At 52.3% G+C, this 14,901-nt stretch carries 12 protein-coding genes; 8 read left to right on the top strand and 4 right to left on the bottom strand.

From position 1 onward, the window contains the following. Positions 1-73: 73 nt before the first annotated feature. From ACG2E4_RS03015 to ACG2E4_RS03005, 3 genes are all read right to left on the bottom strand, one after another. The gene (locus ACG2E4_RS03015) at positions 74-1,495 is read right to left on the bottom strand and encodes an NAD(P)(+) transhydrogenase (Re/Si-specific) subunit beta (protein ID WP_395257253.1); all 1,422 of its coding nucleotides are present in this window, start codon (positions 1,493-1,495) and stop codon (positions 74-76) included. After that, positions 1,495-1,782, bottom strand: coding sequence for an NAD(P) transhydrogenase subunit alpha (locus ACG2E4_RS03010; RefSeq protein ID WP_395257251.1), 288 nt, complete (start codon positions 1,780-1,782; stop codon positions 1,495-1,497). Before ACG2E4_RS03010 ends, ACG2E4_RS03015 begins: the two co-directional genes overlap by 1 nt. A 95-nt stretch (positions 1,783-1,877) precedes the next feature. Continuing rightward, a complete protein-coding gene (locus ACG2E4_RS03005) occupies positions 1,878-3,011 on the bottom strand; it encodes a Re/Si-specific NAD(P)(+) transhydrogenase subunit alpha (RefSeq protein ID WP_395275671.1) in 1,134 nt (377 codons plus the stop codon). A gap of 239 nt (positions 3,012-3,250) precedes the next feature. Between ACG2E4_RS03005 and trxB the strand changes: the two genes are divergently transcribed. Beyond that, positions 3,251-4,222 (top strand): thioredoxin-disulfide reductase, encoded by a 972-nt coding sequence (trxB, locus tag ACG2E4_RS03000; protein ID WP_395257247.1) that lies wholly within the window; start codon positions 3,251-3,253, stop codon positions 4,220-4,222. A 46-nt stretch (positions 4,223-4,268) separates the two neighbouring features. Here the strand turns inward: trxB and ACG2E4_RS02995 are convergent, their stop codons facing one another. After that, positions 4,269-4,694 (bottom strand): DUF4342 domain-containing protein, encoded by a 426-nt coding sequence (locus ACG2E4_RS02995; RefSeq protein ID WP_395257245.1) that lies wholly within the window; start codon positions 4,692-4,694, stop codon positions 4,269-4,271. Between the two features lie 120 nt (positions 4,695-4,814). Here ACG2E4_RS02995 and ACG2E4_RS02990 point away from each other — a divergent pair, with 120 nt between their 5' ends. The 7 genes from ACG2E4_RS02990 (at position 4,815) to ACG2E4_RS02960 (ending at position 14,823) form a co-directional block, all read left to right on the top strand. After that, positions 4,815-6,353, top strand: coding sequence for a YifB family Mg chelatase-like AAA ATPase (locus ACG2E4_RS02990; RefSeq protein WP_395275670.1), 1,539 nt, complete (start codon positions 4,815-4,817; stop codon positions 6,351-6,353). 404 nt (positions 6,354-6,757) lie between these two features. Next, on the top strand, positions 6,758-9,202 hold the full coding sequence (priA, locus tag ACG2E4_RS02985) for a primosomal protein N' (protein WP_395257241.1): 2,445 nt from the start codon (positions 6,758-6,760) through the stop codon (positions 9,200-9,202). 89 nt (positions 9,203-9,291) lie between these two features. Further along, complete coding sequence (locus tag ACG2E4_RS02980) at positions 9,292-11,247, top strand: glutamate-cysteine ligase family protein (protein WP_395257239.1); 1,956 nt, start codon at positions 9,292-9,294, stop codon at positions 11,245-11,247. Then, the gene (locus tag ACG2E4_RS02975; protein ID WP_395257237.1) at positions 11,219-12,172 is read left to right on the top strand and encodes a succinylglutamate desuccinylase/aspartoacylase family protein; all 954 of its coding nucleotides are present in this window, start codon (positions 11,219-11,221) and stop codon (positions 12,170-12,172) included. Before ACG2E4_RS02980 ends, ACG2E4_RS02975 begins: the two co-directional genes overlap by 29 nt. 141 nt (positions 12,173-12,313) lie before the next feature. Beyond that, positions 12,314-13,120: an SMC-Scp complex subunit ScpB gene (gene scpB, locus ACG2E4_RS02970; RefSeq protein WP_395257235.1), complete on the top strand. Its 807-nt coding sequence runs from the start codon at positions 12,314-12,316 to the stop codon at positions 13,118-13,120. Beyond that, the gene (locus tag ACG2E4_RS02965; RefSeq protein ID WP_395257233.1) at positions 13,104-13,937 is read left to right on the top strand and encodes a pseudouridine synthase; all 834 of its coding nucleotides are present in this window, start codon (positions 13,104-13,106) and stop codon (positions 13,935-13,937) included. The genes scpB and ACG2E4_RS02965 overlap by 17 nt, the downstream gene beginning before the upstream one ends. 10 nt (positions 13,938-13,947) lie before the next feature. Continuing rightward, positions 13,948-14,823: an alpha/beta hydrolase family protein gene (locus ACG2E4_RS02960; protein ID WP_395275669.1), complete on the top strand. Its 876-nt coding sequence runs from the start codon at positions 13,948-13,950 to the stop codon at positions 14,821-14,823. Positions 14,824-14,901: the final 78 nt, after the last annotated feature.

Raw genomic sequence — 14,901 nt, 5'->3', positions numbered from 1 at the left:
AAAGTAAGCGTTAAAGGCTACAGATTGGAAAAGCAACCTGCAACCTTCAACCTGTAACTTTCAACTTTCAACATTAAACATCCCCAAGCGCCTGTGAAAGGGCTTGAAGCGACTTCTTCGCATCTCCAAAGAACATCTGGTTGCTTTCCTTGTAGAAAAGCGGGTTGTCTATGCCGGCATAACCGGGAGAGAGGCTGCGCTTGAACACGATGGTCCGTTCAGCCTCATCCACATTCATGATCGGCATGCCGTATATCGGGCTGCCGGGCTCGGTTTTTGCGACCGGGTTCACCACGTCGTTGGCACCGATAATAAGTACAACATCCGTTGATTTAAACTCGGGATTGATCTGCTCCATGTCATAGAGCTGGTCGTAGGGGACGTCTGCCTCCGCAAGCAGTACGTTCATGTGTCCTGGCATTCGTCCCGCCACCGGATGGATACCATATTTCACCTCGACGCCCTTTTCTTCGAGCGTGTCCGCAACTTCTTTCAACACATGTTGGGCTTGGGCAACAGCAAGTCCATAGCCCGGCACAATGACCACTTTGTTGGCGTAGGAAGTCTGCAATGCCACATCCTCCGGAGTAGTCTCACGAACCGTTTTATCGGTATCAGCAACAGGTCCGCTTCCGCCTGAATCTCCCCCGCCACCGAAGGCACCGAAAAGCACATTGCTGAGGGTGCGATTCATCGCCTTGCACATGATGTTGGTGAGGATCAGTCCCGCAGCGCCGACCAGGGCACCGGAAATAATCAGCAGGTTGTTGTCGATCACAAAGCCGGCCATCGATGCGGCAATACCGGAGTAAGAGTTCAGCAGCGAAATAACCACCGGCATGTCGGCACCGCCGATCGGGAGCACCGTAAGAACGCCCAGCAGCAGTGCAATGCCGAAAATGAGCCAGAAGCTCAGCATGCTGGAGGGATTAACGGTGAACCATCCGACCAGGACCAATGTTCCGGCAGTCAGTAAAAGGTTGAAATAGTTTTGGCCGGGAAAGGCGATCGGCTTACCGCTTATAAAGCCCTTCAGCTTGCCAAACGCGATGAAGCTGCCGGTAAACGTGATGGATCCGATCAGGATACTGAGCCCGATGGTGACGAGATCCTGTCCGCCGAACATAGTGGCTTCCATTCGGGAAAACTCGCCCCATGCCACGAGCGCCGAAGCCCCGCCGCCAAAACCGTTGAAGACGGCTACCATCTCCGGCATGGCGGTCATCTCCACTTTTTTAGCCGCAACGGCCCCGATAACGCCACCAATAAGTACGCCGGCTATGATATATTCAAACGTCAGAATTTGCTGGTCAAACAGCGTGATTACCACGCCCATTAACATACCGAACGCCGCCATCTGGTTACCAGACCGGGCGGTTGCCGGTGAACCCAGTCGCTTGATGCCAATGATAAAGAACGACATCGCAACCAGATACAACAGTTGTATGAGGTCGGGTAGAATATTTTGAATACCTTGTGGTAGTAACTCACTCATCAGTTATCCTCCTTTTTCTTGAACATCTCCAGCATGCGGTCGGTCACCATAAAGCCTCCGACGACGTTAATTGTGGCAAAAATGATGGCGACCATTCCTATGATGTGCGCCAGGTTGCCGCCGACATCACCGGCAACAATAAGAGCACCGATAATGGTAATGCCTGAAATGGCATTGGCCCCGGACATAAGCGGGGTATGCAACGTGGGAGGTACTTTGGATATGAGTTCAAAGCCCACAAAAGATGCGAGCACAAAAATAAACAGATTGAAAATTAAACCAGACATAGTCGTTTTTTTGAATGAAGAATGTAGATCAGTGAATATCGAATTCTGAAGCAGAAAAAGTAAAGTTCAGAGTTCGATGTTCGTTATTCTGCGGTTCAGGATTCGGATTCCTTCAACATGGGGCTGATGATTTCCCCGTGATGGGTAATCGTGGTTTTCAGGATAATTTCATCCTCAAAATCAAAATTGAGTTCGCCCTCCTCATCAATCAGGAGGTTGAGGAGTGCCAACATATTTTTGGAGTAGAGTTTGCTGGCGTGGTAGGCAAGCCGGCTCGGCAGGTCCAGCGGCCCGATAATTTTGACTTCATGTTTCAGGACTGACTCCCCGGGCTCGGTCAGTTCGCAGTTACCTCCCTGCTCGGCTGCAATATCCACCACTACCGATCCCGGCTGCATATCCCGGACCATCTCCTTGGTGATGAGCAGCGGGGCCGGACGCCCGGGGATCAGGGCCGTGGTAATTACAATGTTGGACTTCTGGGCATGTTCGTGGATCACCTGCCGCTGCCGCTCCTGCTTGTCTTCCGAGAGTTCCTTGGCATAGCCGCTGTCGGTCTCGGTATCTTCGCCGACGTCGGGCACTTCCACAAACGTACCGCCCAGGCTTTCCACCTGTTCTTTGACTTCCGGGCGTATGTCGAACGCTTCAACTTTTGCGCCAAGTCGTTTGGCGGTGGCAATAGCCTGAAGTCCGGCAACTCCGGCTCCCAGCACCAGTACTTTTGCCGGGGCAATGGTTCCGGCCGCGGTCATCATCATCGGCAGGTAGCGATCCAGCTCGTTGGCCCCGATCAGCGCCGCTTTGTAGCCGGCTATGGAGCTCATGGATGAGAGGGCGTCCATATTTTGTGCGCGGGAGATTCGTGGAATGGCATCCATCCCCAGCGAGGTGACGCCCAGGCTTTGCAGCTTTTCGACAAGCTCTTCGTTTTGAAGTGCCCACAGAAAGCAGACGAGGACGCTATCTTTTTTAAGTTTTTGCAGGTCCTCTTCGGGCGGGGTGAGAATGCTCAGCAGAAGATCCGCTTCCGAAAAAAGCTTGTCACGGTCAGCGATAACCTTGGCTCCAGCCTCTTCATAGGCCGAATCCAGGAAGTTTGATGCATGACCGGCATCCTTCTCAATCCAGACGTCAAAATTCTTGTCGACCAGCTGTTTGGCCGTTTCCGGAATGAGAGCTACTCGTTTTTCTAATTTCCCTGTTTCTTTAGGTACTGCTATAATCAATATGTTCCCTCCAACTGTCGGTTATAAACTTGAGACACATATAATAAAGGAATAGAATGAAATGCAAATTACTGTAAAAGTAAAGTTTTATCTGGTTACCTCGTCTGTTAATTCGGATTAATCAATTTTGGGGCTAAAATATCGAAAAATACTATCGATTGTATAGGAAATATCAACTCAATCTTGAAGGTTATTTTTTGTATTATTGAACTGGAAATTCAAAACAAAGAATCAGAGAAATGGAAGACATTGCAGGTAAGACATTTGACGTAGTAATTGTTGGAAGCGGTCCCGCGGGATTAACGGCGGCCTTGTATGCGGCGCGCGCCGACTTGAGCCCGCTGGTGTTTGAGGGACCCGAACCCGGTGGCCAGTTGATGCAGACCACAGACGTGGAAAATTATCCCGGGTACCCCGAAGGCGTGCTGGGCCCGAAAATGATGGAGGACTTTCGCGACCAGGCCCAGCGGTTTGGAGCAGACTGCCGCTATGGCATGGTTACGAATATTGAATTTGACGAGCGCCCCTACAAGCTGACCGTCGATGAAGAGACGGACTTGTACGCAAAATCGATTATCATTTCCACGGGGGCTTCAGCCAAGTGGCTGGGACTTGAGAGCGAGCAGCGCCTCCGCGGGAAAGGAGTCTCTGCCTGTGCGACCTGTGACGGGGCTTTTTTCCGCGATGAGCACGTGATTGTAGTGGGCGGCGGCGACACGGCCATGGAGGAAGCCACATTCCTGACGAAGTTTGCCAGCAAGGTCACCGTGCTGCATCGCCGGCAGGAACTGCGAGCCTCCAAAGCGATGCAGAACCGGGCATTTGCCAATGAGAAAATTGAATTTATGTGGGATACCGAACTCCACGAGGTGCTGGGCGATGAAGTCGTGGACGGTGTAAAGGTGATCAACAACGAAACTCAGGAGATAACCACCCTCGACGATGTAACCGGCGTATTTATCGCGATTGGGCACAAGCCGAACACCGACCTATTCAAAGGGGTGCTTACGATGGATGATGTCGGATATATCCAGACGAAAGGCCAGTCAACCGAAACAGACCTGCCCGGCATTTTTGCCTGCGGAGATGCAATGGATCCCGTCTACCGGCAGGCCGTTACCGCTGCGGGAACCGGTTGTCGTGCCGCCCTCGATGCGGAACGGTATCTCGGTGAGCAGGAGGTAAAAGAAAAGGTTGCCGTAGCTGAATAATACAGTTCTAACAAGTAACGAGTGATGAGACGTTATTCATCACTCGTTACTCCTCCTCTTGCTTTTCCTTGCCCACCGTTTTCTCCGTCTCTTCCTCCTTTTGAGATGAATCATCCTTTGCTTTCGGGCCTTCATCCTCTTCAATGTCGATGACAACTTCCGCCTCGTCTACTTCGTATTCATCTTTATCCATCTCTTCTTCGGGATAGCGTTCAACGATAATTTTGACATCATTCATAAACAGGGCAAACATCCCGATGGCCGAAATAACGGGTGCCATTGCCGTAACGAGGGCCGTACCCGCCACGCCCGCGGTAAGCTGCGTCTGAAAGAGAACTTTTCCCTCCTTGTTCTCGATGATCAGCCGGCGCGCACTACCCTCTTTAATCAGTCGGCGAACCTGTTTAATTACCTCTGATACCGTTCCTTTTAACTCTTCCGTGAAGGTCGTTTTTGATTCTGAGGATTTCATAATCTCTTTTTTCATGTTATTCCAACTCCGATGCACAAAATAGATAAAATTTTGTAAGGATCACCCCGCTCACAGGTCTTACTACGTAGAGTTAACGATAAAGATTCAATATTCATAATCATGTTATCAAGAGTATACAGTGCGGCAACCATCGGGGTGGATGCCAAGATTATTGAAGTAGAGACGAATATGTCATCAGGAATGCCAAAATACTTTCTGGTGGGGCTGCCCGACCGGGCGGTTAGTGAATCAAGCGACCGGATAGAGGCGGCCCTTTCCAATTCGGACGCCAGCTTTCCACGGGGACGGGTTACCGTGAACCTGGCACCGGCGGATCTTCCCAAAGAGGGCAGCGCCTTTGATCTGCCCATAGCCGTGGGACTGCTGAATGTTTCCCGCCAGCTAAAGACTGACAAGCTGGATTCTACATTGATCGTCGGAGAGCTGGCCCTGGATGGTAAGTTGCGGCCGATAAACGGCGTGCTGCCGGTCGCCGTGGAAGCTCAAAAACAGGGGATGGAAAACATTATTGTGCCCGCCGATAATGGTCCCGAGGCAGCCGTGGTAGAAGGGATAAATGTCTACGCCTTTGAAAAACTGGTAGATGTGATGGCCTGGCTCGAGGATGATATGGGGGAACCGCTTCGGGTTGACATTGACGAGATGTTCAGTAAAAATGGGCAGGGCGAAATACTGGATTTCAGTGATGTGCGCGGGCAGGAGAATGTGAAGCGGGCGCTGGAAGTGGCCGCGGCCGGTGGACATAACGCCGTGATGGTGGGTCCGCCCGGTTCCGGGAAAACGATGATGGCGCGTCGGCTCCCCACTATTTTGCCCCCGCTGACGCTCGATGAAGCCCTGGAAACCACCAAAATTCATTCAGTATCAGGATTGCTACCCTCCGGGAAGGCCCTGGTCACACAGCGCCCATTTCGTTCGCCTCACCACACGGTCTCGGATGTGGCCCTGGTAGGCGGCGGCAGCATACCGATGCCGGGCGAAATATCGATGGCCCATAATGGCGTCCTGTTTCTGGATGAGTTGCCGGAATTCAAGCGCAGTGCCCTCGAGGTGATGCGCCAGCCACTGGAAGATGGCTCGGTCAGCATTTCGCGGGCAAGAATGAGCGTCAGCTATCCCAGTCGTATCATGCTGGTGGCCTCCATGAATCCATCGCCGACCGGCGACTGGTATGACGCCTCCGATCCCGCGGGCGCCTCACCGGCACAGATGCAACGCTACCTGAGCAAGATCAGCGGTCCCATGCTCGATCGCATTGACCTGCATATTGAGGTGCAGAAAGTGAGCTACGAGGAGCTCTCCAGCAAGTCGAAAGGGGAGACCTCGCAGGAGATCCGGGAGCGTGTGGTGGAGGCCCGCGAGCGGCAAACCCAGCGGTTTTTGGGGGTGAAAGGTGTGTATTGCAACGCCCAGATGAATACGAAAACGTCCCGGAAAATATGCAAGCTGGATGACAGCAGTTCCCAGATGCTTAAGAAGGCGATCACTTCACTGGGACTTTCGGCCCGCGCGTATGACCGGATTTTGAAAGTATCACGGACGATTGCGGACCTGGAGCACTCGGAAGAGATCCGGTCGAACCACGTTGCGGAGGCGATTCAGTATCGCAGCCTGGACCGGGAAGGCTGGCTGGGATGACTGCGGTGCATGGCGTGCATTAAAAAGAGTCAAATTTGCTGAGAAAAATTCCGGATGAACCCTTGGTTTGTAAAACATCGGTTGCAACAAAAAATGGTCCTGCTAGTACGAATAGGTGTCGATATCACAGTTGCCTGTTACAAAATGGATAAACATCAGACAAGTAAATAGGCGGTTAATGATAAGGCGGCACTTAAAAATGACGGTTTAATGTCCCAGGAAAAATAAAAGATCACTGTTATGACCCAACAAAGTTACGGTAGAGGCGGTTTGGTATTCGTAATTCCCTTTTTGATACTCCTGTTATACCTGCTTTTTGTGTGATATTTCAAAGCAGTATTGACTTGGGGAAGCAAATTGGATATGCTGTCCGCAACTTGTGATGTTAACTCAATAACGGATTATTGCCACAGTTTGCGGAAATAGTATTCCCCACGGCCGTACGACACCCCTTTACGTACGGCGTACCGGATCACCTGCGGGATCAGCTCCAGGTGGGCACCCGCGTGTGGGTCCCCCTGCAAAAGCACAAGTCTATTGGCATGGTGGTGGCTGTCCACGATCGCAAGCCGGATTTCAGCACGCGGCCCATCGAAAAAGTGCTGGACGATACGCCTGTTCTTTCCGACGAACTGCTCAGTCTCACGCGGTGGATTCACCGGTTTTATTACTGTGGATGGGGAGAAGTGATTCAGACGGCCCTTCCGGTGGGACTGAATTTCTATGCTGAAAAATATCTCCAGCCCGGCGATGTCTCTTCTGAAGATGGTTTGGGCCAACAGGAAAAGGAAATTCTGCGGGAGATCAGTGAGAACGGGGAATACCTGCATGACGAAGCCCAAAAACGGTGGTCCAACGGAAAATACAAAAGGGCGCTGAACAGCCTCATCAGGAATGAAACACTCGAAGTATGGGAGCGTCCGGTAATGAAGATGAAACCGCAAACCGAAAAGCAGTGGGATTGGCACCCTGAAAGCACCCCGGAAGAGGTGGATCGGCTGGTTCAAAAGCATCTGGACGAAGGCAAGGAATACAAGTGGATTCAGGCGTTGAACAAGCTTCGCGAGCTGGATCTGCCCAGGTTGAATAAGGAGCTTACCGACCATGAGCTGCTGGAATATTATACGCTGAACAGGATCGCAGAAGAGGGTTTGATTCGTGCCGAAGAGGTAGAGGTAACGAGCACCATTGACGGCTTGGAGCATGATCCGTCCAAAATTAAGAAGCTGAACAAAAAGCAGCAGCAGGCGTTTGAGGCGATCGAAAATCCGCTGGAGGAGGGCAATTTTTCCAGCTTTTTGTTATATGGAGTGACTGGAAGCGGAAAAACGGAGGTGTATATCCATGCCCTTAAAAAGGCGCTGAAACAGGGTAAAGGGGGCATCGTACTGGTCCCGGAAATAAGCCTGACGCCTCAGACCGTAAGACGGTTTTACCAGATTTTCGGTGATACGATCGCTGTGCTCCACAGCGGGCTTACCGACCGCGAGCGTTACAATGCCTGGCAGGATCTTCGAAATGGGGAGAAGCGGATTGCCATCGGGGCCCGGTCGGCTATTTTTGCGCCGGTCCAGGAGGTGGGGCTCATCATCGTCGATGAGGAGCATGACGCCTCCTACAAGCAAACCGATCCGGCACCGCGCTATCACGGTCGCGATGTGGCCATTATGCGGGCTTACCTGAATGACGCTACCGTGGTTATGGGATCGGCCACGCCGAGCATGAACGTGCTGTATAACGCCCGGAAAGGCAAAAGCACCATGCTTACGCTCCCCAGCCGGCACAAGGGAGCGACGCTTCCGGAGGTCCATGTTGTTGACCTGAAGCAGTACCGGTCGGCGATGAAAGGACCGCTGGCGGTATCCCTTTTCAACGCGGTTGAAGAAGCACTGGAAAGGAAGGAACAGGTAATACTGCTTCATAACCGGCGCGGCTATTCCTCTTTTCTGCAGTGTGCCGATTGCGGGCACATCCCGGAATGTCCCAACTGCTCCGTAAGCCTGACCTATCACAAAATACAAGATACACTTCGGTGCCACTATTGCGGGTACTCTCAGCGCATTCCCGGCAAGTGTGGGTTCTGCAACGGCAGTGAGATCAAGCAGCAGGGTATCGGCACCCAGCAGGTAGAAAACGAGCTGGAGAAACTTTTCCCCGATGCGAGCATCAGCCGCATGGATCGCGATACGACGTCGGGCAAGGGAAGCCATGAACGGATTTTGTCGAGTTTTGGAGATGGGGCCATTGATATTCTGGTGGGGACGCAGCTCGTGGCCAAAGGGCTCGATTTCCCGAATGTTACCATCGTAGGCGTCATAAATGCGGATACCGAGCTGGCCTTCCCCTCGTTTCGATCGGCCGAACGGATGTATCAGCTTCTCAGCCAGGTTTCGGGACGGTCGGGTCGGGCCGACAAAAAGGGAGAGGTGTACCTGCAGACCTGGCAGTCAGATCATTTTGCGATTCAGTGCGCGCGGGAGCACGATCACCGTAAATTTGCCCGGCAGGAGATGGCCAAGCGCAAAGATCTCTACTATCCTCCCTATTCCCGCATCGTGGCATTTCAGTTTAAAAGCCGAGATTCCCAAAAGGTGGAGAGGGTAGCCCACGCCTTCACCCGCTGCCTGCGCGAAATCGCGGGACAATACCCGGTCCTGGGACCTTCACCCGCGGCGATCACCAGGATGCAGGGTTTTGTGCGCTGGGAGAGTATGCTGAAGCTGGATCCGCAGTTGAAGACCTCCGAAATTGAGCAGCTGCTGGAGCGTACGTTTGACTATTATGACCAGGAAAAACCAAAGGGAACCAGCAGCGTCCGAATAAATGTTGATGTTGATGCGATAGAGTAAAAATGTCGGCGTTTGCAATATGCGGAAGAAATTCGATTATTAAAGAGCGCAATTGTTATTGAAGCGGTTCCTAATAAGAGGGCAGAGTTATGGGTGAACAACGGGTAAAGCTGGCTGACAGCCAGGAGGAGACTCAGCAGTTTATGAAGAATGTGCTGAAAGACCTCCACGCACTGGACAAGATGTTGAAGGGCGATTGGTTTGAAACCGATCCGCTCCGCATCGGTGCCGAGCAGGAGCTCTGCCTGGTCGACCGGCATGCGAAGGCCTCTCCCACCTCTATGGAAGTGCTGGAAAAACTGGATGACAGCGACTCGTTTACCACGGAATTTGCCAAGTTTAACCTGGAGATTAACCTGGAGCCCCTGGAGTTTACGGGGCGGTGCCTTTCCGAGATGGAAGACAATCTTTCTGAACGGCTTGAGACCGCGCGCAAGGCCGCCCAGGGGTTAAACAGCGACCTTATCCTTACTGGAATTTTGCCGACCATCCGCAAGGCCGATGTGGACATGAAAAATATGACGCCGCTGCAGCGCTACCGGGCCCTCTGCCAGGCGATAAATAAACTGCGGGGCGAAGAGTATGATCTGCGCATCCAGGGGATGGACGAGCTGCTGATGAAATTTGATTCTCCGTTGCTGGAGGCCTGCAATACCGGCTTCCAGGTTCACCTGCAGGTTACACCCGAGGAATTTGTGCGAAAATACAACATCGCCCAGGCGATTACGGCGCCGGTACTGGCCTGTTCGGTGGGTTCTCCCATTCTGTTTGGAAAACGGCTGTGGAGCGAAACGCGGATCGCCCTGTTCCAGCAGTCGGTGGATACGCGCCAGGTGGGCGATCACCTGCGCGACAGCAGCCCGCGGGTGACGTTTGGCAATGAGTGGGTACGTGACAGCATCCTCGATATTTTCCAGGAGGATACGGCGCGGTACCGCGTGCTGCTGAGCTCGGAGATTGAAGAGGATGTGGAGAAAAAGATGTCGGAAGGCGAGCCCCCGCTGCTTACAGCCCTTCAGATTCACAACGGCACGGTGTACCGGTGGAACCGGCCGTGCTATGGCATAAGCAACGGCAAAGCGCACCTGCGGATTGAGAACCGCGTTTTTCCTTCTGGTCCCACCGTAACCGACGAGGTGGCCAACTCCGCTTTCTGGCTGGGATTAATGAACAAGATGGAGGACTACTACCCGGATATCAGGGAAGTCATGGACTTTGACCAGGCCAAGATGAATTTTATTGCAGCTTCCAAAATGGGACTCGATACCAATTTCAGGTGGATCGATGACAGGCGTATTGACGCTGTTGATTTGATTACGGAAGAGCTGCTGCCGATCGCCCGTGAGGGCCTTGAAAAGGCGAATATTCGCGGCAGCGATATCAATACCTACCTGGAGATTATTGAGGAGCGAACGGAATCCGGCCAAACCTTGTCGTATTGGATGATTGAAAATTATGCTTCCCTCCTGAAGGAAAACAGCTCCAAAGAGCAGAGCCTGGCTGCCATGACCACGGCCATGATCAAGTACCAGAAGAAGGGAGAGCCGGTTCACAAGTGGGGCCGCGCCCGGATGGACGACCTGGAGCACTGGCAGCCCACGAGCCTGCTGGTCGAAGAGTTTATGACCACCGATCTATTTACCGTGCAGCGGGACGATATTATTGAGTTTACCGCCGATCTTATCGACTGGCGCCGGATACGGTATGTCCCTGTGGAGGACGACAAAAAGCATCTGGTTGGACTGGTAACGATGCGCAATATTTTTCGCCGGTACAACAATGCCCTGCATCATGATGAGGAGCTGGAGACGACGGTGGAGGAGATCATGATAAAAAACCCAATCACCATTCATCCCGAGGCCTCCATTATTGAGGCGATGGATATCATGGAAAGCCAACAAATTGGCTGCCTGCCGGTCGTCAAAAACAACCGTTTGGTAGGTATCATCACCGAAGGAAACTATATGACTATTACCGCCCGTTTGTTAAGGGTCATACACGCTAACAGCAACAAAAATGATGAACAGTCCGATCTCGACTATTAACCCTACCCCCGCAACACAAGCCAGTTCACGCGTTGTCGGCCGAATTGATGGAGCCGATGATGGTCCCACTATAATTATTATCGCAGGTATCCACGGAAATGAGCCCGCGGGTCTGCGCGCGCTCGAAAGTTTATTTGCCGGGCTGGCGGGGCAGGAACAACATTTTAAAGGGAAACTGGTCGGAATTCGAGCCAATGAACGCGCCCTTTATGAAGGGGTGCGCTTTGTGGATGAAGATATGAACCGGATCTGGTTTCCCTCAATTATTGATAAAATTGAGCGCAGCGCGGCGGAAGAGCTGGAATCCACCGAGCGGGCAGAAATCAAGGAGTTGCTGCGGGTTATTCAGCGCGAGATTCCGGAAGAAACCAACAACCCGGTTATTTTTGTGGATGTCCACTCGTTTTCCGCACAGGGTGAAATGTTTGCTATTACCGCCCGGAAAGAAAACCATATGAAGCTTCTTTCTGCCATGCACGTTCCCATGATTTTTGGTATTGAAGAGGCCCTGCGGGGTACGGCGCTGCGCTATTTCCAGGATGCGGGTTACATTACGTTTGCCTTGGAGGGCGGGAATCACCAAAATAAGCTGACCGTCACCAATAACACCGCGGCACTCATGCTGCTGGTGGAAGCCGCCGGGTGCCTGCCCGCCGCGAACATTCCCAACTATGAAGAGTACAATCGCCATCTGCTTCATCAGAATAACCAGCTCCCCACGTCGGTGGAGTTTGTCTACCAGCATATCATCGAGGACGGAGACCGTTTTGAGATGCGCCCCGGCTATACCAACTTTCAGCCGGTAAAAAAGGGGGAGTGGCTGGCCAGCGACCGAAACGGGCAGATCCGCGCGCAGTGCGACGGCTATGTATTGATGCCCCTGTACCAAAAGCAGGGGGATGATGGATTTTTTATTGTCAGGTAGCAGGTATGATTGCCAAATTTTTTTATCTTGTACCAACCACCAATATTTTAGCTCTTTCATTATAAATGAGCTTAATTTGTACGAATTTTTGGCCAGTCACTGAAGGATTTGTCCTAATAGCATTAAAATCTCCCGTTTGCAATGAATGATTACCAGTTCATAGATGGAACAAGACTGTCATCCGTTATCGAATCGATTATCTTTTCGAGTCCGGAACCGATCACGGCCGTTAAGCTGTGCGAGGTGATCCAGCAGGGCGAAGAAAACCTGGAGCTCGAGCCCGATGCGATCGAAATGTTTGTATCCAAATTGAACCAGCGGTATGATGAAAACGGGCTGGCGTTCAATATTAAGCGGGTGGCGGGAGGCTTTACCTTTGCCACACGCAAAAAGTACGATCCCTGGCTGAGCATCATTCAGCACGAAAATGCCTATCGCAAGCTTTCGCAGTCAGCCATCGAAACCCTGGCTATTGTGGCGTACAAGCAGCCCATTACCAAGCCGGAAGTCGATGACATCCGCGGGGTTGATTCGGGCTATATTCTGCGCCAGCTGCTGGAGAAGGTGCTGATCGAGGTCTCGGGCCGGCTCGATGCTCCCGGCAAACCGCTGCTGTACCGAACGACGGAGCACTTTCTGCAGCATTTTGGGCTTAACTCGATTGATGAGCTGCCCAAGCCGCGGGAGATCGAGGAGATCCTCAAGGATGATGATATGGCGAAACACCGGCAGTTTTTGATCGATCGGCAACTTGAGCTCGAAGATCTGGAAAAGCAGCAGGGAGAGGAAGATGATATCTCCCTGATCGATGTTGTCAAAAAGTTGAGCGGGGACAGCGAGGGCAATGGCGCCCCTGAAGCTGGGCAGGAGGAGCATGACGGAGAAAATGAAGATGAACAGGAACAATCAGGTGATAAAGATAAGGTAGAAGATGTCGTCTCGACGTAAAAGAAAAAGACCTGGAAGCAATAAAAGTAATAAGCAGAATCCAAAGCAAACGCCCAACGAGGCACGGCAGGACTACGCCAAGGATGAAAAGATCCGTATAAACAAGTATATCGCCCATGCGGGATTATGCTCCCGCCGCGATGCCGATGAGTATGTGGAGCAGGGCAAGGTGAAAGTAAATGATGAAGTTGTCACCGAGCACGGGACGAAAGTAACGCGTGAAGACAAAGTTGAAGTTGACGGGCAAACCCTCAGTCTTGAGCCGTTTGTTTATATCCTGCTAAATAAACCGAAGGATACCATAACCACGACCGACGATCCCCGCGACCGTACTACGGTTATGGACAAGATTGAGGATGCCACCGGCAAGCGGGTGTATCCCGTCGGGCGCCTCGACCGCCACACCATGGGGCTGCTGATCCTCACCAACGACGGCGATCTTGCCCACCGGCTGATGCATCCCAGCTACCAGGTGCGCAAGACTTACGAGGTGGAAACCAGCCGGTACCTCACAGATGATGAGCTGGACGAAATGGTGCGGGGGATACCGCTGGAAGATGGAAAAGCGGAAGCATACCGGATCAGCAGGTTGCGCGGCAGGAACGGAATTTTGCTCTCTATCTTTGAAGGCCGTAATCGCCTTGTCCGCCGTATGATTGAATATTTCGGTGCCGAAGTGACCAAGTTAAAACGGGTAGAATATGCCGGTTTGACCCTCAAAGGGGTCAAAATGGGGCGCTGGCGCTATCTGAAACAGAAAGAAATAAACGGGCTGCGGAAGCTCGTCAAGCTGGATACGTTGAATTTTAGCAAGTAAGCAGATATCTATGCCTTTCAGTAATATCGTAAAAACTTCAGGAGCGGTAGATTCAACAGAAGGTCTGCCGATCTATTACGACCTTTACGTCCCTTCGGGCAACGCAAGCGCACGGTTTCCCGTAATTATATTCCTGCACGGATTTAAAGGGTTTAAAGACTGGGGACCCTTTCCAGACGCCTGTGACCAGCTGGCAAGAGCCGGTTTTGCCGTAGTGGCCATCAACTTTTCACTGAACGGGGTCGGGGAAAATATGACCGAGTTTGACCAGCTGGACCTGTTTGCCCGGGAGACGTTCAGCCAGGACCTGGATGATGTGGGCACTATAATCGAGGCCCTGAAGAGGAAGCGGATTTCAACCGATAAAGCGATCCTGGACACCGACACGATCGGCATCCTGGGGCATTCTCGAGGCGGACAAACAGCCGTTGCGGCAGCTGCCGAGTACCCCGAGATCGCATGCCTGGTCACGTGGTCGGCGGTGGCCGACTACAATGCCCGCTGGAGCATGCAGATGAAAAATGACTGGCAGAACAAAGGGTATACCGAGATTATGAACGGGCGCACCGGCCAGGTGATGCGAATCAATAAAGAGGTCTATGAGGATGCGGTGAACAATGCTGACCGCGTGATCGCCCTGAACCGCGTCAGCAACCTGCATCTGCCGGCACTTTTTATTCACTCGCGGGATGATGAATCGGTCCCGCACACCGAAGCTGAAAAACTTTACCGCAACTGTCCATCCGGCGAAAAGGAACTGAAGCTGGTGGATAATACGGGCCATACCTTTGGTGGAGCCCACCCGTTTAAGGAGGAAGAATTTCCCCCAAAGTTTGCCGAAATACTGGATGACACCACCCGCTGGTTCGAGGAGTATCTGAAGTAGCGGCTCGGCGGAATAAGATTTTCACGTGACGCACGTTTTATAAGCTGATCTGCAACTATTCCGATTTCAAACGAACCG

The sequence above is a fragment of the Halalkalibaculum sp. DA384 genome (assembly GCF_043951955.1).
GTDB lineage: Bacteria > Bacteroidota > Rhodothermia > Balneolales > Balneolaceae > JAMQKA01.
Note: the sequence above shows the minus strand (reverse complement) of the source record. Positions and strands in the feature narration are given on the sequence as shown.

Excerpts from the sequence above, each read along its gene's own strand:
- ACG2E4_RS02975 (WP_395257237.1), top strand. The coding sequence starts at position 11,219 with ATGATGAACAGTCCGATCTCGACTATTAACCCTACCCCCGCAACACAA.
- ACG2E4_RS02980 (WP_395257239.1), top strand. The coding sequence starts at position 9,292 with ATGGGTGAACAACGGGTAAAGCTGGCTGACAGCCAGGAGGAGACTCAG.
- ACG2E4_RS02965 (WP_395257233.1), top strand. The coding sequence starts at position 13,104 with ATGTCGTCTCGACGTAAAAGAAAAAGACCTGGAAGCAATAAAAGTAAT.
- trxB (WP_395257247.1), top strand. The coding sequence starts at position 3,251 with ATGGAAGACATTGCAGGTAAGACATTTGACGTAGTAATTGTTGGAAGC.
- scpB (WP_395257235.1), top strand. The coding sequence starts at position 12,314 with ATGAATGATTACCAGTTCATAGATGGAACAAGACTGTCATCCGTTATC.
- ACG2E4_RS03015 (WP_395257253.1), bottom strand. The coding sequence starts at position 1,495 with ATGAGTGAGTTACTACCACAAGGTATTCAAAATATTCTACCCGACCTC.
- ACG2E4_RS02995 (WP_395257245.1), bottom strand. The coding sequence starts at position 4,694 with ATGAAATCCTCAGAATCAAAAACGACCTTCACGGAAGAGTTAAAAGGA.
- ACG2E4_RS02990 (WP_395275670.1), top strand. The coding sequence starts at position 4,815 with ATGTTATCAAGAGTATACAGTGCGGCAACCATCGGGGTGGATGCCAAG.
- ACG2E4_RS03010 (WP_395257251.1), bottom strand. The coding sequence starts at position 1,782 with ATGTCTGGTTTAATTTTCAATCTGTTTATTTTTGTGCTCGCATCTTTT.
- ACG2E4_RS02960 (WP_395275669.1), top strand. The coding sequence starts at position 13,948 with ATGCCTTTCAGTAATATCGTAAAAACTTCAGGAGCGGTAGATTCAACA.